The 25,697-nt window shown below is 72.3% G+C and carries 27 protein-coding genes; 11 read left to right on the plus strand and 16 right to left on the minus strand.

Translation table 11 applies throughout. The features are described from left to right. Positions 1-30: 30 nt before the first annotated feature. The 9 genes from ACFVT5_RS25275 to ACFVT5_RS25315 form a co-directional block, all read right to left on the minus strand. Positions 31-1,137 (minus strand): GNAT family N-acetyltransferase, encoded by a 1,107-nt coding sequence (locus ACFVT5_RS25275; protein ID WP_389892251.1) that lies wholly within the window; start codon positions 1,135-1,137, stop codon positions 31-33. Beyond that, on the minus strand, positions 1,134-1,796 hold the full coding sequence (locus tag ACFVT5_RS25280) for a lipopolysaccharide biosynthesis protein (protein WP_389892254.1): 663 nt from the start codon (positions 1,794-1,796) through the stop codon (positions 1,134-1,136). The genes ACFVT5_RS25275 and ACFVT5_RS25280 overlap by 4 nt, the downstream gene beginning before the upstream one ends. Beyond that, on the minus strand, positions 1,793-2,929 hold the full coding sequence (locus tag ACFVT5_RS25285) for a glycosyltransferase (protein ID WP_389892257.1): 1,137 nt from the start codon (positions 2,927-2,929) through the stop codon (positions 1,793-1,795). The genes ACFVT5_RS25280 and ACFVT5_RS25285 overlap by 4 nt, the downstream gene beginning before the upstream one ends. Further along, positions 2,926-3,735, minus strand: a complete 810-nt coding sequence (locus ACFVT5_RS25290) for a polysaccharide deacetylase family protein (protein WP_389892260.1) — start codon at positions 3,733-3,735, stop codon at positions 2,926-2,928. Before ACFVT5_RS25290 ends, ACFVT5_RS25285 begins: the two co-directional genes overlap by 4 nt. Next, on the minus strand, positions 3,725-5,458 hold the full coding sequence (murJ, locus tag ACFVT5_RS25295; protein WP_389892263.1) for a murein biosynthesis integral membrane protein MurJ: 1,734 nt from the start codon (positions 5,456-5,458) through the stop codon (positions 3,725-3,727). Before murJ ends, ACFVT5_RS25290 begins: the two co-directional genes overlap by 11 nt. Then, entirely contained in the window at positions 5,455-6,867 is a 1,413-nt protein-coding gene (locus tag ACFVT5_RS25300; RefSeq protein ID WP_389892959.1) for an O-antigen ligase family protein, read from the minus strand. The genes murJ and ACFVT5_RS25300 overlap by 4 nt, the downstream gene beginning before the upstream one ends. A gap of 76 nt (positions 6,868-6,943) precedes the next feature. Further along, on the minus strand, positions 6,944-8,413 hold the full coding sequence (locus tag ACFVT5_RS25305; protein ID WP_389892266.1) for a sugar transferase: 1,470 nt from the start codon (positions 8,411-8,413) through the stop codon (positions 6,944-6,946). Beyond that, positions 8,410-9,591, minus strand: a complete 1,182-nt coding sequence (locus ACFVT5_RS25310; protein ID WP_389892269.1) for a glycosyltransferase family 4 protein — start codon at positions 9,589-9,591, stop codon at positions 8,410-8,412. Before ACFVT5_RS25310 ends, ACFVT5_RS25305 begins: the two co-directional genes overlap by 4 nt. A 119-nt stretch (positions 9,592-9,710) precedes the next feature. Further along, the gene (locus tag ACFVT5_RS25315; protein ID WP_389892272.1) at positions 9,711-10,865 is read right to left on the minus strand and encodes a DUF3344 domain-containing protein; all 1,155 of its coding nucleotides are present in this window, start codon (positions 10,863-10,865) and stop codon (positions 9,711-9,713) included. A 335-nt stretch (positions 10,866-11,200) separates the two neighbouring features. Here ACFVT5_RS25315 and ACFVT5_RS25320 point away from each other — a divergent pair, with 335 nt between their 5' ends. From ACFVT5_RS25320 to ACFVT5_RS25355, 8 genes are all read left to right on the plus strand, one after another. Beyond that, positions 11,201-11,440, plus strand: a complete 240-nt coding sequence (locus ACFVT5_RS25320; RefSeq protein ID WP_389892275.1) for a chaplin — start codon at positions 11,201-11,203, stop codon at positions 11,438-11,440. A 241-nt stretch (positions 11,441-11,681) separates the two neighbouring features. Further along, positions 11,682-12,314 carry a hypothetical protein gene (locus ACFVT5_RS25325; RefSeq protein WP_389892278.1) on the plus strand — a complete coding sequence of 211 codons (633 nt, stop codon included), beginning with the start codon at positions 11,682-11,684 and terminating at the stop codon, positions 12,312-12,314. Positions 12,315-12,640: 326 nt separating this feature from the next. Next, entirely contained in the window at positions 12,641-12,925 is a 285-nt protein-coding gene (locus tag ACFVT5_RS25330) for a hypothetical protein (RefSeq protein WP_389892281.1), read from the plus strand. 169 nt (positions 12,926-13,094) lie between these two features. Beyond that, the gene (locus ACFVT5_RS25335) at positions 13,095-13,598 is read left to right on the plus strand and encodes a DUF5949 family protein (RefSeq protein ID WP_389892284.1); all 504 of its coding nucleotides are present in this window, start codon (positions 13,095-13,097) and stop codon (positions 13,596-13,598) included. Between the two features lie 21 nt (positions 13,599-13,619). Then, positions 13,620-14,345 carry a vitamin K epoxide reductase family protein gene (locus ACFVT5_RS25340; protein WP_389892287.1) on the plus strand — a complete coding sequence of 242 codons (726 nt, stop codon included), beginning with the start codon at positions 13,620-13,622 and terminating at the stop codon, positions 14,343-14,345. Positions 14,346-14,460: 115 nt separating this feature from the next. Next, positions 14,461-14,961 (plus strand): hypothetical protein, encoded by a 501-nt coding sequence (locus ACFVT5_RS25345; protein ID WP_389892290.1) that lies wholly within the window; start codon positions 14,461-14,463, stop codon positions 14,959-14,961. Positions 14,962-15,208: 247 nt separating this feature from the next. Next, positions 15,209-15,526 carry a tyrosinase family oxidase copper chaperone gene (locus tag ACFVT5_RS25350; protein ID WP_389892962.1) on the plus strand — a complete coding sequence of 106 codons (318 nt, stop codon included), beginning with the start codon at positions 15,209-15,211 and terminating at the stop codon, positions 15,524-15,526. 29 nt (positions 15,527-15,555) lie between these two features. Next, positions 15,556-16,419, plus strand: coding sequence for a tyrosinase family protein (locus tag ACFVT5_RS25355; protein WP_389892293.1), 864 nt, complete (start codon positions 15,556-15,558; stop codon positions 16,417-16,419). A gap of 61 nt (positions 16,420-16,480) precedes the next feature. On the opposite strand, the gene ACFVT5_RS25360 is transcribed toward ACFVT5_RS25355, so the two are convergent. From ACFVT5_RS25360 to ACFVT5_RS25385, 6 genes are all read right to left on the minus strand, one after another. Beyond that, complete coding sequence (locus tag ACFVT5_RS25360; protein ID WP_389892296.1) at positions 16,481-16,762, minus strand: chaplin; 282 nt, start codon at positions 16,760-16,762, stop codon at positions 16,481-16,483. A gap of 124 nt (positions 16,763-16,886) precedes the next feature. Next, a complete protein-coding gene (locus ACFVT5_RS25365) occupies positions 16,887-18,050 on the minus strand; it encodes an NAD-dependent formate dehydrogenase (RefSeq protein WP_389892299.1) in 1,164 nt (387 codons plus the stop codon). A 108-nt stretch (positions 18,051-18,158) separates the two neighbouring features. Continuing rightward, on the minus strand, positions 18,159-19,106 hold the full coding sequence (locus ACFVT5_RS25370) for a LysR family transcriptional regulator (RefSeq protein WP_389892302.1): 948 nt from the start codon (positions 19,104-19,106) through the stop codon (positions 18,159-18,161). Positions 19,107-19,133: 27 nt separating this feature from the next. Continuing rightward, on the minus strand, positions 19,134-21,080 hold the full coding sequence (locus tag ACFVT5_RS25375; protein ID WP_389892305.1) for an ABC transporter permease: 1,947 nt from the start codon (positions 21,078-21,080) through the stop codon (positions 19,134-19,136). A 63-nt stretch (positions 21,081-21,143) separates the two neighbouring features. Beyond that, on the minus strand, positions 21,144-21,965 hold the full coding sequence (gene modA, locus ACFVT5_RS25380; protein ID WP_389892308.1) for a molybdate ABC transporter substrate-binding protein: 822 nt from the start codon (positions 21,963-21,965) through the stop codon (positions 21,144-21,146). A gap of 190 nt (positions 21,966-22,155) precedes the next feature. Next, positions 22,156-22,554, minus strand: coding sequence for a molybdopterin-binding protein (locus tag ACFVT5_RS25385; protein ID WP_389892311.1), 399 nt, complete (start codon positions 22,552-22,554; stop codon positions 22,156-22,158). A gap of 198 nt (positions 22,555-22,752) precedes the next feature. Here ACFVT5_RS25385 and ACFVT5_RS25390 point away from each other — a divergent pair, with 198 nt between their 5' ends. After that, positions 22,753-23,175: a molybdopterin-binding protein gene (locus ACFVT5_RS25390; RefSeq protein WP_389892313.1), complete on the plus strand. Its 423-nt coding sequence runs from the start codon at positions 22,753-22,755 to the stop codon at positions 23,173-23,175. On the opposite strand, the gene ACFVT5_RS25395 is transcribed toward ACFVT5_RS25390, so the two are convergent. Beyond that, positions 23,141-23,662 carry a molybdopterin-dependent oxidoreductase gene (locus tag ACFVT5_RS25395; protein WP_389892316.1) on the minus strand — a complete coding sequence of 174 codons (522 nt, stop codon included), beginning with the start codon at positions 23,660-23,662 and terminating at the stop codon, positions 23,141-23,143. The genes ACFVT5_RS25390 and ACFVT5_RS25395 overlap by 35 nt on opposite strands. A gap of 311 nt (positions 23,663-23,973) precedes the next feature. Between ACFVT5_RS25395 and ACFVT5_RS25400 the strand changes: the two genes are divergently transcribed. Both ACFVT5_RS25400 and lysA read left to right on the plus strand, forming a co-directional pair. Then, positions 23,974-24,321, plus strand: a complete 348-nt coding sequence (locus ACFVT5_RS25400) for an SAV_915 family protein (protein WP_389892319.1) — start codon at positions 23,974-23,976, stop codon at positions 24,319-24,321. A gap of 3 nt (positions 24,322-24,324) precedes the next feature. Further along, positions 24,325-25,677, plus strand: a complete 1,353-nt coding sequence (lysA, locus tag ACFVT5_RS25405) for a diaminopimelate decarboxylase (protein WP_389892322.1) — start codon at positions 24,325-24,327, stop codon at positions 25,675-25,677. The last annotated feature ends 20 nt before the right edge of the window (positions 25,678-25,697 follow it).

Consider the following 25,697-nt stretch of genomic DNA (forward strand, 5'->3'; position numbering starts at 1 on the left):
CGCGCAGTTCCCCGCGCCCCTTTGGGGCGCTCATGCGCTGGCCTCGCGGTTGCGGCGTAGGAGTTCCTTCGCGTGGGTGCGGGCCTTTGCGTTGCAGAGGGCTGCGGCGAGTAGGGGGGCTGTGCGGCGGCGGGCGAGGAGGAAGCGCTGGTTGGTGACCTCGGTGGGGCGCCAGTGGTGCTTGTACGGTTCGTTGCCGCGCAGCAGGCTCAGTGTGCCGCCGCTCAGGTGCTCGGTGCTGGCGTGCAGGAGCATCGTCGCGACGTCGACCTTCCGTTCCCGCAGCCCCGGGTGCGCGCCGTACAGATAGCCGCCCGTCAGGCCCGGTGCGAGCAGCGTCAGATCGGCGGCGACCACCGTGTCGTCGAGGCGGAACTCGGTGACCACGGCGGCGCCGGACCGCACCATCGGCCCGACCGACCGGATCAGGTGCTCGCAGAACCGGGGCCGCAGATGCTCGGTCGTCACCTTGCGGCCCTGCCACTGGAGCCGGTGCAGATCGAGCAGGGTGCGTACGGCGCCCTCGGCCTCGTCGGCGCCGACCACCCGGCGCTGTACGCCGAGCGCGTCGATCTTGCGCATCTTGGCGCGGGCCCGCTGGGCGCGCGGCGTGGGCAGCCGGGCCACCAGGTCGTCCATCGGCAGCGCGGGCAGCTCAAGGCAGAGCGAGTCCGGCAGCGCGCGGCGCGGACCCGACCAGCAGGCGTAGACGCGTTCGGCCGCGCCGCCGGGCCGTACCTCGCGCAGGTCGACCAGCGCGGTACGGGCCGCGTCGGCGAGACCATGGGCGAGGGCACGGGCCGCCGGTTCGGCGCGCTCGTCGTCCAGGAGGACATCCGTGAAGTCGGAGATCGCGCCGCCCAGCGGGACCAACGTGGGCAGCGGTGCGCGGAGGAGCATCAGCGGGGCGGCGGCGAGGAGTTCACCGTCGGCGTCGCGGACGAGCACCATCCGCAGTCGACCCGGCCTGCCGTACGACACCCACCACGAGTGCAGCCACGCGTGGCTCTGGAACGCCGTCACGGACCGGCACCGCCGGTAGAGCCGTCCCCAGTCGTCGGCGAGCGCGGCGAACGCCTCGTCGTCCCGGCACAGCTCGACGCGCGGGGCCCCGGGTCCCGTGGCCCGGCCGCTCACCGTTGGAGGTCCGCCGCAGGGGCCGGGTTCGGCACCGTTGCGGGAAGGTCGTCGGGGATGCGGCGGCGCGGGCGGACCAGGAGGGCGAGGCCGCCGATGAGCGCGCCCGCGCAGCCGCCCACCAGGGCCGTGACCGGTGCCGAAGTCGAGCTGGGGGCGGACGGTTTGACGGCGCGGGAGAACTGGAGGAGCTGGACGCGGGTGTTGCGCACGGTCTGGTTGGCGTTGATGGTCAGGGCGCGGGACACGGCGTTGGCGATGTCCGCGGCCTGCGCGGGGCGGGGCGCGGTGGCCGAGATCGCGACCATCGGCGCGTCGGGCGAGGTCGACGCGCGCACGCTGTCGCGCAGCGTCCCCACCGGAACGCCCGCCCATACCTGGGCGTCCCCGAGCACCGCGAGCTGGGTGGCGGCACGGCCGTACGCCTGCGCGAAGCCGAGGGCGGTCGCCGGGTCGGACTTCTCCGTCGGAACGGCGATGACATAGCTGGTGGCGGTGTACTCGGGTGTCTTGACGACGCCGTACGTGCCGCCGGCGAGGGCGCCGGCGAGGGCGCAGACGGGGAGTACGGACCAGGTGGGGAACCGGTGGGCGCGGGACCAGACCCGGGCGGCCGGCCGGCCGGGGCGGCGGGGCCGTCGGCTGGGGTTCTCGGTCATCGGGATGTCACTCTCTCGTAGACGCGGGTGAGGCGGGTGGCGCTGTGGGCGATGTCGTAGTGGTGGACGGCGTCGTCGGCGGTGGTGCGGTCGCGGGGGGCCGGGGGGTGGCGTAGGGCATCGGTGAAGGCTTGGGGGGTGCTGGGGACGCGGTGCGCCCGGGTGGGGCGGCCGGTCGGGAGGTCGTCCAGGGCGGGGCAGTCCGCGTACACCACCGGCAGCCCGGCGGCCAGACCCTCAAGGACGGCCAGCCCGAATGTCTCCTCGGGCGAGGGCGACGCCAACACGTCCATCGCGGACAGCAGTTCGGGCAACGTGGCGTCTTCGGCCGGGAACGGGGAGCCGGCGTTCCCGGGTTCGGTCTGCGGTGGGCACTCGCCGGTGAAGTGGACCCGGGCCGCCACCCCCGCCCCACGTGCCGCCTCACGCAGCGCCGGCGCTTCCGGACCGTCTCCCACCAGGACCAGGTGGTGGGTCGGGGGGAGTTGAGGGAGGGCGTCGATGAGGACGTCGAAGCGTTTGGGCGGGGTCAGGCGGCCCACCGCGCCGATCAGTACCGCTTCCTCAGACAGCCCCAGTCCCGCCCGGACGCGCGCCCGCGCCCTCGGATCGAAGCGGAAGCGTCCCGCGTCGATGCCGTTGGGTACGACATGGATGCGCTGGGCCGGTACTCCCCAGCGGCGGAGGCGGTCAGCGACCGTCGGGGACACGGCCACCGTGGCGCGGCCGAGGCGTTCACCGGCGAGGTAGAGGCCGCGTACCCCGGCGGTGAGCGGTCGTCCCTCCAAGTGGGCCTCGCCCAGGGAGTGTTCGGTCGCCACGACCGCCCGTACGCCCGCGATCCGCGCCGCGAGCCGCCCGTACAGGCAGGCCCGGTAGAGGTGGGTGTGGACGAGGTCGTAGCGGCCCGCGCGGATCAGGGCGGTGAGGCGGGGGAGCGCGCGCAGGTCGCGGTTGCCCGACATGCCGAGGTGGACCACGCGGACGCCGTCGGCGGTGAGGCCGTCCGCGACCGGGCCGGGGTTGGTCAGCGTGACGACGTCGCAGCGCGCGGGCAAATGGCGTAGCAGGAGCCGGAGTTGCTGCTCGGCGCCGCCTACGCCGAGTCCGGTGATGATGTGCAGCACCTTCACGACGACTCCAGGGAGGGCGCCGTGGGGGGTGCGGGCATCGGGCGCCGGAACGGGCTGATGCGCCGCTTGAGTTCCAGCCGCATCCCGGTGTCCTCCTGCCCGATGTGCACCCGGGGCAGCGCGAGGTCACCGGCGAGCGGACCGGGCGCGATGGCGCACGCGTACCGGTAACCGGCGGCCCGTACCGCCTCGATCGCGCGGGCGTCGACCGTGCCGTACGGGTAGCAGAACCCCGCCACCTCGCGGCCGGTGATCTCGCGCAGCCGGGCGCGGCTGTCGGCGGTCTCGGCGCGCAGCGTCGCGTCGTCGGCCTCGGTGAGGTCGACGTGGGTGAGGCCGTGCGAGCCGATCTCGACGCCCTCGGCGGCGGCGTGCCGGATGCCGTCGGCGGACAGCAGCGGCTTGCGCGGGCCCAGCGGGTCCCACGCGTTGTCGCCGCCGAGCCGCCCCGGCAGGACGAACAGCGTGGCGCCGCAACCCCGTTGGCGCAGGATCGGCAGGGCGTTCTCGGTGAAGTCGGCGTAGCCGTCGTCGAAGGTGAGGGCGACCAGGTTCCGCGCCGAACCGGCGGCCCGCGCGGCGACCAGCTCGGACATGGCGACGGCCCGCAGTCCGCGCCGCCGCAGCCGGTGCAGCTGGTCGTCGAGGCGTTCGGGCGTCACGGTGATGCGATACGGGTCGTCCGTGGTGTGGGTGACCGAGTGGTACATGGCGATCCACTCGGGGGCCCCGGCGGAACGCCGCCGGGCGGGGGCGGCCGGGCCGTGGGGTGCGGTAGGTGCGGCGGGGGGCGGGTCAACGGACATGGGCGCGCTTTCTGGCGAGGGAACGAAGACCGGGAGTCCTGCGGGTGAGTGAGAGGGGGAGCGCGAGGACGAGGGCGAAGACGGCGGTCACGGCGACGGCACCGGCCACCACGGCGAGCAGCGGGTCGGCGATCCGTGTGGTGCAGGCGAGCCCGGCACCGGTCGCGCAGAGCGCCGCCGTCACGGGCCGGGCGAGTCCGGCGAGTACGCGGAGCCGGTGCAGCGGCACGGTGCGGGCGCCGGTGCCGCACAGCAGCAGGACGGCGCCGAGGGTGATGCCGAGGGCGTTGGCGGCGGCGATGCCCCGGACGCCCCACGGGCCGACGGCGCAGGCACCGACACCGGCGGTGACGGCGATGCCCACGGCCATCGCGGCGGTGGGGTACCAGGTGGGCCGTCCCGCCGAGAAGTACGTACGGGCCAGGGCGCCGACCAGGGTGTGACCGAGCAGCCCGAGCGCGTACACGCGCATGACGCCCGCGGTGGCGGCCGTGTCTGCGGCCGTGAACTCGCCGCGCTGGAAGAGGAGTTGGATGAGCTGGGGGGCGCAGGCGATGACGGCGGCGGTGCCGAGCAGGACGACACGGCCGGCGAGCGCGATGTCGCGTTCGACGCGGACCCGGGCGCGTTCGGTGTCGCCGTCGGCGAGGGCCTGCGCGACGACCGGGAAGGTGACCGTGCAGAGCATCAGGGACAGCACCATCGGCATCTGCGCCACTTTCTGGGCGTAGTTGAGATGCGAGATGGCACCGGCCGGCAGCGAGGACCCGAGAAACCGCTCGATGAGCACCTGGGACTGCCGGCACAGCGCGAAGAGCAGCACGGCCGAGATGAGCGCGATTCCGGCGACCCGATGCGGTGCGGGGGCCGGGTCGGCAGGGGCAAGCGTCCCCTTGGCCGCCGTTGCCCCGGTGGTGGTGCGGCGCCTCAACTCCCGCCACAGCGAGGGACCTTGAGCCACCACCATCAGGCAGCCGCCGAGCGCGACGCCGAGTGCCGCCGAGCGCACGCCCCAGCGGCCCCCGAGGGCGAACATCGCGGTGATGATGCCGATGTTGTAGGCGACGTAGATGGTCCCGGGGGCGAGGAAGCGGCGGTGGGCGCGGAGCGCGGCGCTGGCGTATCCGGCGAGGCCGAAGAAGAAGGCGCAGGTCGCGATGATCCGGGTGCAGTCGACGGCGAGTCCGGGGTCCGGCAGGCCGGGCGCGAGCAGTCGGACGAGGAGCGGCGCCCCGGCGACGAGCAGCACGGTGAGGGCCGCGAGGGCGAGCGTCAGGCGCGGCAGCGACCGGGCCACCAACGCCCGTACGGGATCGGCCGGTTCGCCGCCCCGGGAGCGTCGCGCGAGGGCCAGGCTGAACGCCGGTACGAGGACGAAGGCCATCCCGTCCTCGATGAGCAGCGTCGCCGCGAACTCCGGCACCGTCCACGCGACCAGGAACGCGTCCGTGTCGAGTCCGGCGCCGAACAGATGGGCGAGCGCCTGGTCCCGGCCGAGCCCGAGCAGCGCCCCGGCGACGGCGAGTACGGCGGTGACGAGCGCGGCGCGGGCGAGGAAACGGTTGGTGGCGGGCGGCGGCCCACCGTCTCCGACCAGGGACTCGCCGTCTCCGACCAGCGCCTTGCCGCCTCCGGTGTCTCCGGGGTGGGTACGTGGTGGCCTCAGCGGTGTCGTCGGGTGGGCGTCCGTGAGCTGGGGTGCCTGGCCCGTTCCAGGGGTCATCGCGCTGCGACCTTTCCGGTCGGCGACCCCGTCGGCGCACCCCTGCGTACGGTCGCCGGTGCGCGGTCGGCCAGGGCCCACCACGCGACGACGCCGAGGACCACGGCGGTCAGCACGGTCGAGGGGCCGCCGATGTCCGCGTACGCGAAGTCCACGAGCTGCCAGATCAGGAGGCCGCACGCGAGCAGCCCGCAGTCCGCGCCCCGGTCACCGCCCCGGTCACCGTCCCAGTCGCTGCCCCGGTCACCGCCTTGGCCCACCCATCGCCGCGCGTCGGCCAGCCTTCGCAGACCGCACACCAGGAGCGCCGCCCAGCAGCCGACCAGCGCGGTGAACCCGATGAGGCCCTGTTCGCTGAGGACGAGGAGGTACATGTTGTGCGGGGACAGCAGCGGCTGGCGGCGGAAGGCGGCGCCCGCCCCGCCGGTGTCGCTGCCGGACGACAGGGCGAGTGAGGCGTGGCTGTCGCGGTACTCGGGGAAGTTCTTCAGGCCCACGCCGGTCACCGGATGCTCACGCCACATGTCGACGGCCGCCGACCACATCGTGTACCGGTCGACCACCGACTGGTCGGGCTGCGCGGTGACCTGCGTGATGCTGTCCAGCCGATCCTGGAGCTGCGCGGTACCGACCCCGACCCCGCCGACCAGCACGACGACCACCGCACCGACAGCCGCCAGGACCCCTACGGCCCGACGCACCCCGGCGAGCAGGAGTTGCGCGCCGCAGGCGACGGCGGTGGCGATCCACGCGCCCCGGCTGAACGACAGCGCGAGCGGCACCAGGAGCAGCAGCGCACACCCGAGGGCGACCAGGCGGCGGGTGCGGGTCGCGGGGTCGCGCGGCCCGAGCGCGAGTCCCACCGCGCAGACCAGACCGTACGCGACCACCGTCGACATCCCCATCACATCGGCCGCCCCGAAGGTGCCGACGGCCCGGATGTCGGAGCCCATGTAGGAGGCGCCGGTGCCGGTGACGTACTGGTGGACGCCGACACCGCCCTGCCAGAGGGCGAGTGCGGTGAACGCCCAGGCGACCAGGCGCAGATCGGCGCGGTCCCGGATCAGCAGCAGGACGGCCGCCGGGACCAGGACGAAGATCTGGAGGTAGCGGCCGAGCCCGGCGAGTCCGGAGGCGGCGTCGACGGCGCCGGTCGCGGCGACGGCGATCCCGGCGACCGGCAGCGCCAGGACGGCGGCGGCGGTCCGGGTCAGCGGGCGCCGCGCCCGGCGCAGCAGACCGAGCGCGCAGCAGACCACGAGCAGCCCGGACGCGGCGTCGGCGGCCGTGCCGCCCCCGGAGTCCCCGCCCGCGCCGGACGGCGCGGGCAGCGCGAGGAGCGCCACCACGAGGACCACCGGCAGGACGGGCGCGTACCGGCGCGCGTACCCGTGAAGCACGTCGAACAGGACGACGGCGGGAGCCCGGTGGTCGAGCGGCAGGCCCGGCGGAGAGAGGGTCGAGTGGGTCGAGTGGGTCACCGGCTCAGCTCCCCGTCGGACGGACGAGCGCGGCGGCGGTGCGCAGCAGGATGCAGATGTCCTGCCACAGCGACCAGTTGTCGATGTACGCGTTGTCGAAGCGGGCCCGGTCCTCGATCGAGGTGTCCCCGCGCAGCCCGTGGATCTGCGCGAGCCCGGTGATCCCGGTCTCCATCCGGTGCCGGGCCGCGTAACCGGCGTACGTCTGGCTGAACTTGCCGACGAAATAGGGCCGTTCGGGGCGCGGCCCGACCAGGCTCATGTCGCCGCGGAACACGTTCCACAATTGCAGCAGCTCGTCCAGCGAGGTGCGGCGCAGGAACCGGCAGAAATGGCTCATGCGCCGTTCGTCGGCGACGCTCCACCGGGTCGCGGCCTCGTGCGGGTCGGCCGGCCGGTGGGTACGGAACTTCAGCAGCGTGAACGGCCGCCCGTCCTTACCGATGCGTTCCTGCCGGAACACCACACCGCGCCCGTCGGTGACCCGCAGGACGAGCGCGCACAGCAGCAGCACCGGCGCGCTCGCCAGGAGCAGCGCCCCGGACACGGTCACATCGAGGGCCCGCTTGCCGAGCCGCCCGCGCCCCGGCCGCGTGAACACCAGCGGCCGGTACGCGAACCCGGCGACGTGCCCGCCGGGCAGCGGCCCGCCGATGGTGCCGTACGCGGGTGACTCGGGTTCGATCCGCCACAGCGCGCAGCCCTGGTCGTCGAGGGTGCGCAGGAGCGGGGCGTGACTGCGGCCCGCGTCGGCGCCGACGACGAGCGCGGCCCGCACCCCGTTCTGGATGAGCGCGCGCTGCACCTCCTCGGTCGACAACAGGACCGGAAGCCCCGGGCCCGTGTCGGAGCGCTCGGCGGGCTGCGTGGAGACGATGCCGACGGGCCGTACCCCGCAGTCCGGTCGGCGCAGGAAGGCGGCGGCGACGCGCTGCGCGGTGTCGGCGGGGCCGATGACGAGGGCCGCGCGGGGCTGTCGCAGCAGGGCCGCGCGGCGCCTGCCGTACACGACGGCGCGGCCGGCGCAGCTCGCCAGGGTCTGGAGCGCCCAGGCGGTGACGAGGGTGAGAGGGGACAGCGCGTGGCCGGGCGCGACGGCCGCGACAAGGGCGCCGATGAGGGCCCAGGCGACGATGATCCGGCCGCACAGGGCGGGCAGTTCGTCAAGGACGGCGGGCGGCGCGGCGGTGGGGTGCGGCGCGCTGCGCGCGTTCCAGCCGCTCACCCCGGCGATCAGGAGCACGATCAGGACCGGGTGCCGCTGCGACCCGCTGAGGGCCAGCGTGGCCAGGAGCGCGGCGGCGCCGTCCACGGCGAGCAGCGGGAGCTGCCGGACGCGCGGTGCGGCGGGAGGCCGCGGCGGCGGGCCGAAGCCGCCGTGGGGGGCGCGCGGGTGGAGGATCGAGACGGAGGAGGCGTGCCCCGCCGCGCGTGGCTGCCCCGCGGGAGGGGGAACGGTGCTGTCCGCAGTCACGAGGTGATGGACTCCCTGCACTCGGTGCGCGCCGTGCCGAGCAGGTCGCGGTAGACGGCCGCGACCGCGTCGGCGGCGTGCCGCACATCGTGGGTGGTGAGAACGTGCCGGCGCCCTTGCCGGCCGAGCGCCGCGCGCCGCGCCGGGTCCCGCAGCAGCCCGACGGCGGCCCGTGCGAGCGCGCCGGGATCCTCGGGCGGTACGAGACAGTGCGGGGCGTGGCCGGGCGGCAGGCTCTCGCGGGCGCCGTCGACGTCGGTGACGAGGACGGTCCGCGCGCAGGCCATCGCTTCCAGCGGCGCCAGCGCCATGCCCTCCCAGCGGGACGGCAGGACGACGAGATCGGCGGCCCGGTACCAGCGGGCCGCGTCGGCGGCGGCGCCCGCGAAGACGACTCCGGCGGGCGCCGCCGCGCGCAGCCGCTCCGTGTCGGGCCCGTCGCCGACGAGGGCGAGCCGCGCACCGGGCACCTCGGCCGCGATGGTCCGCCACGCGCGCAGCAGGACGTCCTGCCCCTTCTGCGGGCACAGCCGCGCCACGCACACCACGAGCGGCGCGGTGTCGGTGCCGTCGAGTGCGGGCAGTGCGGCGCGGGCGGCCCCGGGGTCGCCGGGGGTGAAGCGGGCGGTGTCCACGCCGTTGGGGATCACCGCCCAGCGCGCCCGGATACCGGCCGCGATCCCGGTGGCCCGCTCCGCCGCGCTGACGCACACCACCCGCGACGCCCAGCGGGCACCGGCGCGCTCCCAGCGCAGGGCGAGCCGCGCGGTGGCCCCGCCGACCGCCTCGAAGGACCAGGCGTGCGGCTGGAACACGGTCGCCGTCCGGCCGCGTACCGCCAGACGCGCCACGAGCCCGGCCTTGGCGCTGTGCGCGTGCACCAGATCGGGGCGGACCCTGTCCACCAGCCGTGCCAGCGCCCGCACTTCACCGGCGAGCGAGGGCCCGGGGGAGCGGGTCGCCTCCCACCGGTACCAGTCGGCGCCGAGATCCCGTACGGCCGGGGCCAGCGGCCCGTCCTGGGGGCAGGCGACAGCGATTCGGTACGGGTCGTCGGTGGCGGTCGCGAGGTGGGCCCGGGTCAGATCCGCGACCACGCGCGCGACACCGCCGTCGACGGGCTGCACGACATGCAGGACCCGGGGGCGGGGGGATCGGGGTGGGGGTGGCAGCGGCATGCGCGGCGCTCCGCTCAGGGAAGGGAGGAGGGCGTGGGGAAAGGGAGGAGGGTGTAGGGGAAGGGCAGTTGTGGCGGGCTGGGCCGGCGGGCCGGGGCGTCGGCTCGGGGGTGGGTCGGTCAGCGCCGAGTGTCGGCGGCGACGAAGAGGACCCCGGCCCAGGCGGCGTCGCGGCGCACCGTGAGCCGCAGGTCGAGTCGCTCGCCGCCCGCCTTGAGGGCCCGGTCGAGCGAGAAGACGTCGGAGTCGTAGCCGAGGGTGTTCGCGTAGGCGGGTCTGCGCTCGGCGGGGGTGTCACCCGGTTCGCCGATGGTCGAGTTGAGGAGGTCGTAGGCGGGGTTGCGCGCGTCGGACAGGGTGGTCGCCGCGCCCTTCCCGGTGGACACGGTCAGCGAGTCCCCGGTGGTACCGCGGTCGCCGTCGTACGCGACCAGGCCCGCCCGCCCGGACGCGCCGGCCGGGATCCGGGCGCCGTCGAGCCCGACGGAGAGGTCCCGGAGGCCGGGCTCGAAGCACGCGAACCCGTCCCAGAGGGCGAGTTGCCGCAGCGGCTCGCTCGCCTTCTCGTACGCGGTGACGAGCGTCCAGCCACCCCACGCGCCGGCGGCGGACCGGCCCATGGCGACGTTCACCTGAGCAACCGTCCACAGCCCCGGACCGCTCGACCGGACCAGCTCGGTGACATCGGCGGACGCCTGGAACGCGTCCGCGCCGTGCGCGACCCGGTGCCCGACGAGGGTGTCCGCGAGCACCTCCTGGTAGTCGCCACCGGGTTCGGCGATCAGCACCCGCCCGCTGTCCCGCGGTGGCTTCTGTTCGCCGACCAGCAGATTGCCGCCCCAGTACAGCCGCGCGTAGGTGACCCGCGCCCCGGTCGGCAGCTTCAGCTCGGCCCGGCTGGAGTTGTACGTGTTCGGGTCGTCGTCCACGTCGATGTAGAACATGTCGAAGTCGTGGTTGGCGGCCCACTCCGTGCCCCGCCGACCGGCCCGCGCGGCGTCACAGGCCGTGGCCGCCTTCGCCGGGGTGTCGTCGGTGGTACGGCAGCTGATCGAGGAGTTGGCGGCCCGGACGATGCCACCGTGCTGGACGGCGTGGAAGCGCTGCGTGAAGGGGATGCCCTCGGCCTCGTCGGCGACCGGCTCCCCGGTCGGCGCGGGCTCGGCGGAAAGGGCGGGAGGGACGGAAAGGGCGGACGAGACGGAAAGCACGGAAAGGGCGGTGAGGGCGCTCACGGTGCCGCGGCGCAGAACAAGACCGAGAGAATTACGCATGACCGGCTTTGCCCTTTCGGGATGTAAAGGTTCTGACCCGGTGGGGAGGCAGGATGACCATCACACTTCGACGCGTGAACTCCCGTACCCGTTTCAGCAGGTGTCAGGAGGGAAGTCACTCTAGCCTTACGCACTATTTCGTTTCAGAATCTCCGCAAGTCAGTGTGTCGGATTAGTTGAGCATCCGCGTTTTCGTTCGGCAGGGGAGCGGCGGTGGATGAGCACGGCCGTAAGAGATCACCCTTTCGGAGGCGGAACTCCGGGGCGCGTGTGGCGTTGAGCATCGGCCGGGCATCCCGCCCCGGTGTGTCACGAATACCGAGGAGCAACTCCCCATGTCGCGTACCGCGAAGGCTTTCGTTCTGTCCACCGTCGCTGCCGCCGCCGTCGTCGGCACCGCGGGCATCGCCGCCGCCGACAGCGGTGCCCAGGGCGCGGCCGTGAAGTCGCCCGGCGTGCTCTCGGGCAACGTCCTCCAGGCGCCGATCCACATCCCGGTCAACATCTGCGGCAACACCGTCAACGGCGTCGGCGTGCTGAACCCGGCCTTCGGTAACGCCTGCGTCAACCGCTGACGGCGTATCACCGGCCGGCCATGACCGGCTGAGCATGACCCGCTGAGCATCACTGGCTGAGCATCAGCGCCCGACCGGCCGCCCTCTCCGTACCGGGGAGGCGGCCGGTCGTGTCATTTTTTCCCCCGTACGAGCCAGTCTCCCGGCGGTCCGTGCCCCGAATGGCGGCGCTCGGTTGCGTACCGGTGTCACCGCTTTCACGGTGATCACACGATCGTACGCACCACCGAAGGGAACATTCATGCGTGCTCTTCCGGCACGACGCCTGGCCACCACGGCGGTCTGCGCCGCCCTCCTCATCGGTACCGCCGCCCCTGTCTTCGCGGCCGACGGGGCGTCAGCCCCCGGCGCCCACGCGGCCCAGGGCGCTCCGGTCCCGGGAGTGGACGCGCTCCTCGCCCAGAGCAGGACACTGAACAACGCGGGTGGTGTGCTGACGCCGGTGACGGACCTGCTGACCGCCGTCCTCAAGGCGGACAACGGGCAGTTGCCCGCGGCCGACGCGGCGAAGCTCGCGGCCTCGGCCAAGGCGGCGATCGACGCGGCGAAGGCCACGGCGCCGGCCCCGGGCTCCCCGGCCGCGGGCGCGGTGCACGAGAAGGCGCCGATGGACGTCAAGGCGGACGCGCTCGCCGCGCTCCAGTCCGCGGTCGACGCGCTGGTCAAGGCGGCCACGGCCGGCGATGTCGCGGCGGTCGTCAAGCAGGCACCCGTGGTCGTCACCGGACTCGTCAACTTCCTTGCCGCGACGCTGCTCGGCGGCGGTCTGCCCGCGGCGAACCTGCCGGGCCTGCCCGCGCTGCCGGCCCTCCCGGCCGACCCGGCGGCCCCGTCGCTTCCCGCGGCTCCGACCGTGCCCACCCTGCCGTCCTGACCCGAGGCAGTCGCTTTTCCGTACGTCGTGCCGGTGCCGGTTTTCCGGGACCGGCACGACGCATGTTCGACGCGTGTTCGGAGTGCGTTCGGATCTGTTCGGAATCTGTTCGGAATCTGTTCGGAACTCGACGTTTGTTCGGGGTCTTTCGCGCACCCGTTCGCGTGCGCGAGTATTCATATGAGAATCAGAAACGTTTCCCCTGTGTTCGAGTGGGTTCCAGGACAATTTATTGGCCAATAGTTTCCCTCCAGTCGAGGGATCGTTAGCCACGGCGAAGTGAGTATTCCCCCTGGCGATCTTCCGTCGCCGAAGAAAGGACCACGATGAAGCCCCTGAAGGCTGCCGCCGTCGTTGCCGGGTCGCTCGCGATGGTCGGTGCCGCCGCACCGGCGTTCGCCGCCGACCTGACGCCCACGAGCCTCAACGGCGCGCTGGAAACGATCAGCAGCCAGTCGACGCTCGAAGTGCACCCGCTGCACACCGACGCGATCGACACGGAGAAGGAGGGCTCGCTCGTGAACACCCTGGGGGACACGACCGATCACCTGAACGCGGGTGGCGCGACCGCGCCGACGCAGCTCCTCGGTGGCCTGCCTCTCGGGAAGTAGCCGGGACGCGGTGGCCGGCCGCGCCCGCCGTCGCGCCGTACCCCCGCCGTCGGCACAGGAGGGCCGGTTCCCCGGAACCGGCCCTCCTTCGTGTGATCGGCGTCCCGGGATCCCCCGGTCGGGTGACACGGACATCAGGGTCATCCGGATATGTCGCTACGGTGCCCGGGTGACCTCGATCTCCTCCGAAACGCGCCCCTTCCGCCCCGCCGATCTCGGCACCCTCGCTGTCGTCGCCTGGAGCGGCGAACACCACGACGGCAAGGGCGACATGGCCTTCCTGCTGGCCTACACCCTCGGTGACGGACCTGGTGGACCCGAAGCCTCCGTCGAGGCGGCCCACGCGCTCCTCGCCCGGAACGGCGTGCCTGTCGGCGGTCCCGTGGTCGACGCCGCCCAGCAGCCCAGCTTCCCGGTCACGCTCCTCGTCGAGGCCGGGCAGGCGATCCTCAACATGCCGCCGCTCAACGCCCAGTGCGTCGTCCCGCCGGAGTGGCTGACGGCCGTGAAGAAGCGCGGCCACGCCTGCTTCCTCTTCTCGACCGTCCCGTGGCCCGAGGGCAGGCCCGGCGTCGAGATGACCGAGGAGACCCTCGCCGCTTACGCCGGTGATGAGGACATGCTCGCCGCCGCCGCGCACTGCCTGCTGCCCGCCCGCAGCCTGCGGTTCTGAACCGGACCGGTGAGGGAACCCATGAGTACCGGAGACACCGCCCGCGTCCGACCCCCGCGCCGCCCCGCCGACGCCCCCGCACCTGTCCCCGTACGCCAAGTCCCGCAGAGCGAAAGCCCGTACAGCGAAAGTTCGTACAGCGATAACCCGGCCGGTGAAGGTTCGTCCGGTGTGGTCGGTGGGGGCCGTGCGTTGGCGCTGCTTCTGGTGATCACGGGGGCTGCGGGGCTGCTCGCGGCCTGGGTGATCACGCTGGACAAGTTCAAGTTGCTTGAGGACCCGAACTTCACGCCGGGGTGCAGTCTGAACCCGGTGGTGTCGTGCGGGAACATCATGAAGAGCGAGCAGGCGTCGGCGTTCGGGTTCCCGAACCCGATGCTGGGTCTGGTCGCCTACGGCATGGTGATCTGTGTCGGCATGAGCCTGCTGGGGCGGGCCCGCTTCCCGCGCTGGTACTGGCTCACGCTCAACGCGGGCACCCTGTTCGGCGTCGGGTTCTGCACCTGGCTCCAGTACCAGTCGCTGTACCGCATCAGCTCCCTGTGCCTGTGGTGCTCCCTGGCGTGGGTCGCCACGATCGTCATGTTCTGGTACGTGACCTCCTTCAACGTCCGCAAGGGGTTCCTGTCGGCACCGAACTGGCTGCGGAACTTCTTCGGCGAGTTCACCTGGGTCCTGCCCGTCCTGCACGTCGGGATCATCGGGATGCTGATCCTCACGCGTTGGTGGGACTTCTGGACGAGCTGACAGTCGTCCGATTGGTACGGGTGGGGGAATTTTGCAGTGGACCGGGCGGGCGACTCGTTACCCGGGTGCCGCCGGGCACCCACCGGCGCACGAACTCGGAAAGGGACCGCCCGAGATGAAGTCGACTGCCCGAGGAAGCCTTGCCGCACTGCTGACCTGTGTGGCCGCCGCAGCCGCCGCCACTCCCGCCGTCGCGGGGGAGCAGGTGCCGGTTTCGGTGCCGATGGAGGGCGTGGAGAACGTGCTCGGACTGCGGGCGCCCCAGATCAGCGGCGGCATTCCGGTGCCCACGCCCGGCGCGATGGACCGGCCGCGTTATGTGCAGGGCCGGATGCTGCCCGCCCATGCGCTGCCGCAGGTGCCGCTCACCAGTCCGTTGCCGGAGGCTCGGCTCAGCTCTCCGGTGCCAACGCTTCTTGGCGGGGCGTCGGATCGGCTCGGTCTGTCGACGGGGGGTAGCGAGCTGACGACTGCCACGCCGGGCGCTTCGCTTGATGCCCCGCTCAGTGCTCCGCAGGCTGATCAGTTCGGGTTGCCTCGGGTGGCCTTGCCTGTTGCGGCGTTGCACTCGCCGTTGCTTCAGGCTGCGCCTGGGGCTGAGCTTGGGCTCAATTGAGGGGTTTTCGGGTGCGGGGGGTGTTCGTTGCCGGTTGCGCAGTTCCCCGCGTTCCCTTTTTTTGGGGTGGTTCGGTCGTTGGTCGGGTGCGGGTTCGTCGTGGCTTGTCGCGCAGTTCCCCGCGCCCCTGTCGGGGCTCGGTTTCGCACCGTGAGGAGACACCGTGAATCGTCGGATCCTGTTGCGGGCGCTCTTTGTCGGTGGTGTGGGGGGTGGGGTTGCTGGTGCTTTGGTTCCTGTTGTCGTGGTGGGGCGGGGTGGGCGGCAGGATGAGGCGCCTGGGGGGTGGCGTGGGGGTGTGGTGTTCGACGAGGTGTATCGGGGGCGGCGGATTCGGGGGTTGGAGGTGACCATGGTTGGTCTGGGGCACGGGCACGGTGGGTCCGTGCGGGTCACCGTGGACGGGCGGGCCTTGCCGTTGATGCGGCGCGCGGACGGCGGTTATCTGAGCATGGTCGACCACTACGCGTCGTACGCCACGCCCCTGGAGGCGACCCGCGCCGCCGTCGACGAGTTGGGGACCGCGCGGCTCGCTCGGGAGCGCGGCGCTTCGCCCACCGTCTGACCATCGCATCCGCCGGGAGGGGAGCCGCCGTGGTGTACACGCGCAAGAATCTGAGCAGTCTGACGGCCGCCGAGAAGAAGCGGTTCGTCGGTGCCGTTCTCGCGGTCAAGCGCAGTGGGCGGTACGACGATTTCGTTCGCACGCATGTCGAGTACTACGTCTCCGACGGCGACCGCGGACTGCGGGTCGCGCACATGGCGCCGTCGTTCCTGCCATGGCACCGGCAGTTCCTTCTTGAGTTCGAGCGTGCCCTCCAACAGGAGGCGCCGGGTGTCACCGTGCCGTACTGGGACTGGATCGTGGACCGTTCACCGGTGGCGGGCCCCTGGACCGACGATCTGCTCGGCGGCACCGGACGTGGCCCCGACCGGGAGGTCAAGACCGGTCCGTTCACCCGCCGTAACGGATGGGTCATCGATGACGGAGTCACCGACGCGGAGTTCCTCGTACGGGACCTCGGGCGCCCCTCGAATCCGCTGGAGCTGCCGACCCGGGGTGAACTCGACGGTGCCATGCGGGAGTCCGTGTACGACGTGTCGCCGTGGGACTCCACCTCGTCGTCCGGCTTCCGTAACCGGCTTGAGGGCTGGACGCGGGAGCGGGGCGACGGGCGGTGGCGCAACCACAACCGGGTGCACCGCTGGGTCGGCGGGAACATGCTCGGCGGCGCCTCCGTCAACGACCCCGTGTTCTGGCTGCATCACTCCTACGTCGACCTGCTCTGGTCCCGCTGGCAGCAGGCGCACCCCGACGCCGCGTACCTGCCCGCCCGGCCGCCCGGGATCGGCTCCGCGCAGCGCGGCCGGGTCGTCGCCCGGGACGAGCCCATGCCGCCGTGGAACGTGAAGCCGTCCCAACTCGCCGACCACAGCCGGATCTACCGCTACGCGTGACAGCCGAAGGCCCCCGCCGGTTTCCTTACCGGCGGGGGCCTTTACGGACGCTGACGGGAGATCAGCCGCCGTAGCCGTGGCCGTGGCCGTCACGCTTGTGGTGGCTCTCGTTCTTGCAGTGGTTGCCGAACGTCGGGTTCAGCGCGCCGATGACGGTGACGGTGTTGCCGCAGACGTTGACCGGGATGTGGATCGGCGCCTGGACGACGTTGCCCGAGAGGACACCCGGCGAGCCGATGGCTTCGCCCTGGGCGCCCGCGTCGGCCATGGCCAGACCGGCACCACTGAGCACCACGGCACCCGTGCCGGCGAATACGGCGGCTGCCTTCGCGATGCGAGACATCACGTTCTCCTTCAGTTGTCGACCAAGTGCGGGCGCACGATCGCGCCCGCACTTCCCCTTCAACGCCAGGAGACTCGCCTGGTCACGGTACGGGTCGTCCGTACGGGCACCTGGCCCCGGGACCCTAGCCCTTGGAGACCGAGTACGAGTGGGCGCCCACTCCGGCCAGGGCGCCGCCGTCCACGATCAGATACTCGTCGCGGATCGGCTTTCCGGTCAGCCAGGACTCCAGGATCTCGCGGGTGCCGGCCGCGTACCGGGCCTGCGCCGACAGGGACGAGCCGGAGATGTGCGGGGTCATGCCCTGGTGCGGCATCGTGCGCCAGGGGTGGTCGGGCGGCGCGGGCTGCGGGTACCACACGTCGCCCGCGTATCCCGCCAACTGCCCACTGCGCAGGGCCCGGTCGACCGCGTCACGGTCGCAGATCAGGGCCCGCGCGGTGTTGATGAGATACGCGCCCCGCTTCATCGTGCCGATCAACTCGTCGCCGAACAGGCCCTGGGTCTCCGGGTGCAGAGGCGCGTTGACGGTGACGACATCGCAGTGCGGGACCATCGCCGCCGCCGACTCGTGCCAGACGAGACCCAACTCCTCCTCGATCTCCGGCGAGAGCCGGTGGCGGTCGGTGTAGTGCAGCTTCACGTCGAACGGCGCGAGACGGCGCAGGACCGCCAGCCCGATACGGCCGGCAGCGACCGTGCCGACGTGCATGCCCTCCAGGTCGTAGGAGCGGGCCACACAGTCGGCGATGTTCCAGCCGCCGTCCAGCACGATCTGATGGGACGGCAGATAGTTCCGTACCAGCGACAGCGTCATCATCACCACGTGCTCGGCGACGCTGATGCTGTTGCAGTACGTGACCTCCGCGACGGTCACCCCGTGCGCGATGGCCGCGTCCAGGTCGACATGGTCGGAGCCGATGCCCGCCGTGACCGCCAGCTTCAGGTTCTTCGCGGTGGCGATCCGCTCCGGGGTGAGGTACGCGGGCCAGAACGGCTGCGAGATCACGACGTCCGCGTCCGGCAACTCCTGATCGAAGACCGATCCGTCGCCGTCCTTGTCGGAGGTGACGACCAGGGTGTGCCCTCGGCTCTCCAGGAAGGCGCGGAGGCCGAGTTCGCCGGAGACACTGCCGAGGAGGTGGCCGGGGGTGAAGTCGGTGGCCTCCGGGGTGGGGGTGGTCTGGCCGCCCGGGTAGTGGTCGATGGCGGGGAGGTCGTCGCGGGCGTAGGTGGTGGGGTAGCCGTCGGTGGGGTCGTCGTAGAGCACGCACAGGACTTTGGCCATGAGTGCGGGTCCTCACTGGTGGCAGGGGATGTGCGGGTTGCTCCTTACGGTCCGGGGTTGGCTGGGGGTGGGTCAAAGCGAAGGTTTCTATGCGGGGATAGGGGGGCGCTATGAGGGCTGGTCCGGGCGCTGGTCGGAGAGGTGCGCCTTCAGTAGCGCGTCCAGGGACTCTCTCACTCCGGCTTCCCGCGCCGTTTCCAGCAACGCTCGGGCCATCGGGGGTTCCGGGTGGTGGGTGGTGGTGACCAGGCCGACTCGGGGGCCGTGGGTCGGGCCGGTGATGCGGAGGACTCTCATGCCCTTCGGGATGCCGAACATATGGAGCCAGGCGTGGGAGATCACGCTGGACCAGCGGCCCGCGGTGAGATGGGCGTACAGGCCCGCGACGGTGTCCGACTCGACGGCGGGGGACGCCACCGCTCCGTCGGCGGCGAAGTTCTCGTCGAGGATGCGGCGGTTGCGCATGCGCGGGGAGAGGAGGCAGAGGGGGAGTGCGGCGATCTGTGCCCAGCGCACCTCGGCGTCCCCCGTGTGCGGGCCGTCGGCCGGTGTGAGCAGCACGTACCGCTCCTCGTACAGCGGCATTTTCCGTACGTCGCGGAGGTCTCCGTCATCGAGATAGGTGAGCGCCGCGTCGATGGTGAAGTCCATGAGGCCGCGGGTGATGTCGCGGGACGACAGGGACTCCAGGCTGACCTTGGCGCCGGGGTGCCGTTCGCAGAACGGGGTGGTCAGGAGGGACGCGGCGGTGAGTGCGGTGGGGATGGCGCCGAGGCGCAGTGTGCCGGTCAACCCGCCTCGCAGCGAGGCGAGTTCCTGCTGGAGGGCGTCGCGTTCACCGAGGATGCGGTGGGCCCAGGCGAGGACGACCTCGCCCTCCGGGGTGAGTCCCTGGAAGCGGACACCGCGCCGGACTATCGGCACACCCAGGTCGGCTTCGAGGCGGCGGATCCCGGCGGACAAGGAGGGCTGGGAGACGTAACAGGTGTCGGCGGCACGGGCGAAGTGCCGTTCGCGGGCGAGTGCGACGAGGTATTCCAACTGGCGCAGCAGCACGGTGACTTCCCTCCGGTCCCCCTGACGTTACGTGGCCACGAGCGTGACCTCGGTCGCCTTGACGCTGGTGAACACCGGGACACCGTCCTTCAGTCCGAGTTCAGTCGCGGCCTGCGGGGTGATCTCGGCGACGAGGTCGGGTGCCGCGTCGGAGGTGATCAGCACCCGCAGTCGGCTGCCGACGGCCGTCAACTCCCTTACAGTGCCCGGCCAGACGTTGCGCGGGCTGCCGCCGGGGCGGGTGCGGTGCACGGCGACGGACTCCGGGGCGATGATCGCGAGCGCGTCGGTATCCGGGGTGAGCGGTTCGGCGGCGACGATTCCCGTACCGTCCGGGAGGCGCAGGCCGTCCGCGGTGGCGGTGCCCGGCCAGGCGTTGCGGCCGAGCATGCGGGCCACCCACGGGGAGCGGGGGTGCCGGGTGACCTCGGCGGGCGGCGCGTCCTGGACCGCGCGGCCGTCCTCCAGGACGAGGACACGGTCGGCGAGCGCGACCGCCTCGACCGGATCGTGCGTGACCATCAGACAGACCCCGCCGAACCCGTCGAGGTGGGTGCGCAGGGTGTGCCGTACCTGGGCGCGGGTCGTCTGGTCGAGCGCGGCCAGGGGTTCGTCGAGCAGCAGCAGCCGGGGGCGGGCGGCCAGTGCGCGGGCCAGCGCGACCCGGCCCGCCTGCCCGCCGGAGAGCTGTGCGGGGCGGCGGTGCGCGAGATGGCCCACGCCGAGCCGGTCCAGCCAGCGTTGGGCGTCACGCCGGGCCTCCGCGCGCGGGACTCCGTGGGTGCGCAGCCCGTACGCGGTGTTGGCGAGGGCGTTCAAGTGCGGGAACAGGGCGCCGTCCTGGGGCACCCAGGCCACGGAGCGCCGGTGCGGCGGGAGCGCGGTCACCTCGGTGGGACCGAGCCGGAGGTCGGCGTGCGCGCGGTCGGTGAGGCCGAGCAGGGCGCGCAACAGGGTTGTTTTTCCTGCGCCGTTGGGGCCGACGACCGCGATGGTGGTGCCGGGGCCCGCGTCCAGGGTGAGGTGGGTGAAGCCGGTGACCTCGGCGTGCAGGGGCCAGGGGGCCGGAGTCTCCGGGGCGGGTGGGTCGGTGTCCGGTTCGGCGGTCTTCGGTTCGGGGGTCTTCGGCTCGGTGGTGGGGTTCTCGTCGTCGGGGCGTGGGGCGGGGTCGGCCGCCGTTCGAGCGGTACCCGTGGCCGCGGCGGTCCATCGGCCCCGTAGCGGAATCAGGACGGCCATGGCGATGGCGAGCAGCAGCAGCGAGACCGAGGTCGCGGCCTCCGGGTTGTCCTGGAGGAGCAGATACACCTGGAGGGGGAGGGTCTGGGTGGTGCCGGGGAGGTTGCCCGCGAAGGTGATCGTGGCGCCGAACTCGCCGAGCGCGCGGGCCCAGGTGAGGGCGGCTCCGGCGGCCAGACCGGGGGCGACCATCGGGAGGGTGACGGTGAAGAAGACCCGTACCGGTGAGGCGCCGAGCGAGGCGGCGGTCTCCTCGTAGCGGGTGCTCAGTCCGGCGAGGGTGCCTTCCAGGCTGATGATCAGGAACGGCATCGCGACGAACGTGGACGCCACCACCGCGCCCGACGTGTGGAACGGCAACGTGATCCCGAACCAGTCCTCCAGCCATGGCCCGAGCAGACCGCGCCGCCCGAAGCCGAGCAGCAGCGCCACACCGCCGACCGTGGGGGGCAGCACCATCGGGAGCAGGACCAGGGTGCGGACGAAGGACTTGCCGGGGAACGGGACGCGGGCCAGCAGCCAGGCCAGCGGGACGCCCAGGACCAGGGAGACGCCCAGGGACCAGAAGGACACCAGGAGGGAGAGTTTGAGGGCGGTGACCGAGTCGGGGCTGGTGAGGTGGCCGCCGAGTTCGGACCAGTTGGTGCGGGCGAGGATGCCGATGAGGGGGAGCAGGAGGAAGGCCACCGCCAGGAGTGCCGGGGCGGTGAGGGTGAGCGGGGGTCTGGGTCTCATGTGCTCGGGGGCCTTCCGGGTGGCCGGTACCGGTGGTCCCGGTACCGGCACACGGCTCGTCGTCTACGGCTGCTGGAAGCCCGCCTGCTGGAGGATCTTCTGGGCCTCCGGGGTGGTCAGCCACGCGACGAACTGGGCTGCCGCCGCCTTGTTCTTGGACTCGTTCAGAGTCGCCGCCGGGTACTCGGCGATCGCGTTCTCCGCGTCCGGGATGGTGATCGCGTCGACCTTGTCGGGCGCGCTCTCGGCGTCGGTCTTGTAGACGATGCCCGCGTCGGCCTCACCGAGTTCGACCTTGCTGAGCACCGCGCGGACGTTGGGCTCCTCGGAGACCGGCTTCACGGTGATCTTCTGCGCGTCGAGCACCTGACGGCTGTAACGGCCGACCGGGACCTCGGGCGCGGCGAGCACCACCTTGAGCTCGGTGTCCGCGAGGTCCTTGAGGTTCTCGATCTTCTTCGGGTTGCCCTCACCCGTCGCGATGACGAGACGGTTCTTGGCGACGATCGCCGGGGTGCCGGTGTCGCCCTTGAGGCCGTCCATCGTCTTGGTGTCGGCGGTGACCAGCGCGTCCGCCGGGGCGCCCTGCTTGACCTGGGCGGCGAGTTCCTGCGAGCCCGCGAAGGAGAAGGTGAGCGTGGTGCCCGGGTACTTCTTCTCGTACGCCGTCTTCGCCGTCTTGAACACATCGGTGAGCGACGCGGCGGCGAGGACCGTCAGCTTTGCGTCGGGCGCCGAACTGGACGAACTCCCCGTCTCCTTACCGCTTCCGGTGTCCTTCTTGGCGTCGTCCGAGCTGCCACAGGCGGCGAGCGGCACGAGCAGCGCGGCGGTGACGAACGCGGTGGCGGCGCGGCGCCGGGTGAGGGCGGGTCTGCGGAACATGGCGAGGGGCTCCTTGGTGAGGCGGGCCGGTGAAGACGGCCCGGTCGGTCGGGACGAGCCGCGCCGGGGACGGCGACGCCGCTGGGTTGTGCGGGCGGGTGCGCGGGGTCAATGTCGGTTGTGGTGAGGGCAATTGCGCTTGACGCGGTGTCAGTTCCGGTTACTGAGGCTGGTTTCGGTTGACGCGGGGTCAGTTCCGGTCGATGTGGACGTTGGTCGACTTCACGCGGGCGGTGGCCTGCATGCCGACCTCCAGGCCGAGTTCCTCGACGGCCTCGCGGGTGAGCAGGGACACCAGCCGGTGCGGGCCCGCCTGGATCTCCACCTGGGCCGCGACATCGCCGAGCTTGACGGCGGTGACGATGCCCGGGAAGGCGTTGCGCGCGGAGGTGTACGAGGGGTCCTCGTCGCCGCCCAGGCCGCCCTGGCCGACCTCGATGGAGAAGGCCGCCAGGTCCTTGCCGTCGATGAGGCGGCGCCCGCCCTCGTCGCGGTGGGTGGCGACGCGGCCGGCGTCGGCCCAGCGGCGTGCCGTGTCCGGACTGACGCCCAGAAGACGGGCGGCCTGGCCGATCGTGTAGGACTGCATGTGCGTCAAGGTAGGGAAGTTCAGCTGGTATCTGCAAGTCTTCAGGCGATACCTCCACAGCAGATGCGAGGGGCGTCGGAGGAAGGTCCAAGAGGGTGCGGAGGGGCGTCGGTACAGTACGGGCGCGGAAGTGTGCGAATCGGTGTGAAGTCGTACGAAATTCCGCGTATCCCCTAGTAGCTGAGTGAGGCGTGTCCGATGGCCCTGAGCATCCGGAACCAACTGCCCGGCACCGTCGTCTCGGTGACGCCCGGCGCGGTGATGGCGACCGTGAAGGTCCGGCTCGACGGCGGTCAGGAACTCACCGCCGCCGTCACCCGGGAGGCCGTGGACGACCTCGGGATCGCGGACGGCAGCGCGGTGCGGGCGCTGGTGAAGTCCACGGAGGTGTCGCTCGCCACGGGGTCCTCCGTCGCGGGGCTGAGTATCCGTAACCAACTGCCGGGCACCGTGACCGGCGTGGTCATGGGCGGTGCGATGGCGGGCGTGAAGGTGGCGGTGGCGGGCGGCACGGTGACGGCGGCGATCACCAAGGAGGCGGTGGCCGAGTTGGGCCTGGCCGAGGGCACGGCGGTGGTGGCGCTCATCAAGTCGACGGAGGTGGCGCTGGAGAAGGGGTGACGGGTGGGGTCTGCCGGCTGCCGCACGTCCCCAGCCATACCCGCGTGATGCCGCTGATGTACCGCGCGCCGCAGCGGTCCCACGGGACCACCAACTGGGTTCCCGTACCGTCCAGTTCGTGGCCGTCCAGGCTGGTGGCCAGCAGTATCGGGGCGTTGCCGAAGTCCTCGTCCACCTCCGCCCAGGACAGCACCGTGCCGTGGCCGTCGCCGCCGGTGATCTCCAGCAGATAGCGGGAACGGTCCTTGCGGCGGCGCGGATCGAAGGCCGGTCCTGCCGCCGTCACCACCTCGCGAAGGAGCGGGCCCGCGAAGCGGTGTTTCCTGGGGCCGCTGGTGGCGCAGTCGAAGACGACGTCCGCCGTGTGCTGGGGCCAGGACGTCCGCAGTTCGGCGACCGTCAGCCGGACGGGCCGCGCCACCGCACCCGTCACGGTGAACCGGCTCGCCCCTGTCACCGTGAACCGGTTCGCCCCCGTCGCTCCCATGGCCGCCCCTCCCGTCGCGTGACCGCGCCCCTCAAGGATGCCCGTCGGATGCGGGGCGGAATCGCGTGTATGGGTTGCTTTTACGAGGTCGATACGAGTAGCGGGACCGCAGATGCCGGACGGGAGTCCCTTTTGCCTCCGGTGCCGGAAAGGTGCCCGTGTGTCAGGGGGGCGTCAACTCCGACGGGTGAGGCGTCAGGGGTGTGTCAGGGGGTGGCCGGAAGCGGCGGGAGGCGGCGGATGGCGGGCATAGCGTCACTGCGTGGTTCCGTTTCGTTCCGTTTCGTTCGAGGATCCTCCAGGAGGAATCCATGCAGGACATTCCGTGCGCCGACGACCCCGAGCCCTCCGATCGGCCCCCGGCCGGACCCCTGTACGTACCGGTCCGGCCGGGACCCGGTGGGTGGGCGGCGCGGCTGTTCCGTACGCCGCTCGGTGACCGTACGGCGGTCGGTTTCAGCAGCCCGGGGCGGCTGGCTGACGCGCTCGGGGACGGGCAGCCGTGGATCCGGCTCGCCGCCCCGGCGCTGCTCGCCCTCACGGCGCCGCTCGGCGTCATCCGGCTCACCGTGGACCCGAGGTTCGCGGCGCCGGCCCCGAAACCGTCCACCGTACGGGTGACGACTCGCGGCCGTGGCGGCGTTCTTCAGGAGGTGTGAGCGATGACCACCACCCAGGTGACTGTCGACGCAGGGAACGGCTTGTCCGCCGAGGCCATGGATGACCTGTCCGTGTGGCCCGCGTCGACGGCGCGGCTCGCGCACGGGGACCTCGCCGTGGGCGGAGTGCCGCTCACCGAGATCGCGGAACGGTTCGGTACGCCCTCGTACGTACTGGACGAGGGTGAGGTACGGGCCCGGTGCCGTGCGTACCGGGCCGCCTTCCCCGACGCCGAAGTCGTGTACGCGGCCAAGGCGTTCCTGTGCCGGGCCATGGTGCGGTGGGTGGAGGAGGAGGGGCTCGGGCTCGACGTGTGCTCGGCCGGTGAGCTGGAACTCGCCGTGACCTCCGGATTCCCCGCCGAACGGATCGTGCTGCACGGCAACGCCAAGAGCCCCCAGGACCTGGAGTCGGCGCTGCGGCTAGGGGTCGGCCGGATTGTCATCGACAGCGGGTCGGAGGTGGCCCGGATCGCCGCCGCCGTCGGGCCCGAGGGGCGGCAGCGCGTGATGGTACGGGTGGTGCCGGGGATCGTGGCGGGGGGCCACGACAAGATCCGTACCGGGGGAGAGGACCAGAAGTTCGGACTGTCCGTGACGGATGGCTCGGCGCAACACGCCATAGCCAGAATCCTGGACCAGCCACAGCTTCAACTAACCGGTTTGCACTGCCACTTGGGGTCGCAGATCGTGAGCGTGAAACCGTATCTGGCGGCGGTACGGCGCGTGGTGGGGCTGATGGCGCGGCTGCATCGGCAGTACGGGATCGAACTGCCCGAGCTTGACCTCGGCGGGGGACACGGCATCGCGTACCGGCCCGGCGAGGACACCCTCGACCTCGCGGTGCTGGCCCGCCGGGTGCGGGCGGAACTCGCCGCGAGCTGTGCGGTCGCCGGGATCGCGGCGCCCCGGCTGATCGTGGAACCGGGCCGGGCGGTGGCCGGACCTGCGGGCGTCGCCCTTTACCGCGTACTCGCCGTCAAACGCACCGGTACGCAGGTCTTCGTGGCGGTCGACGGAGGCATGAGCGACAACCCGCGTCCCGCGCTGTACGGGGTGCGGTACGCGCCCCGCCTGGTGGGACGCCACTCACTGGCGGCACCCGCGAGGGTGACGGTGGTCGGCCGCCACTGCGAGGCGGGCGACGTGGTCGCACCGGACGTTCCCCTACCGGGCGACGTCCGCCCCGGCGACCTGATCGCCGTCCCGGTCGCCGGCGCCTACCACCTCTCCATGGCAGCCCCCTACAACCTGACAGGCCGCCCCCCAGTAATCGCCACCCACACGACGACGGCCCGCCTACTAATCCGCCGAGAATCCCTGACGGACCTGACGACGAGGGATGTGGGCGAGTAGTAAGGGACGGGGCCGCAAAC

Origin of the sequence: Streptomyces sp. NPDC058001 (assembly GCF_042886315.1) — a bacterium.
Classification (GTDB): Bacteria; Actinomycetota; Actinomycetes; order Streptomycetales; family Streptomycetaceae; genus Streptomyces.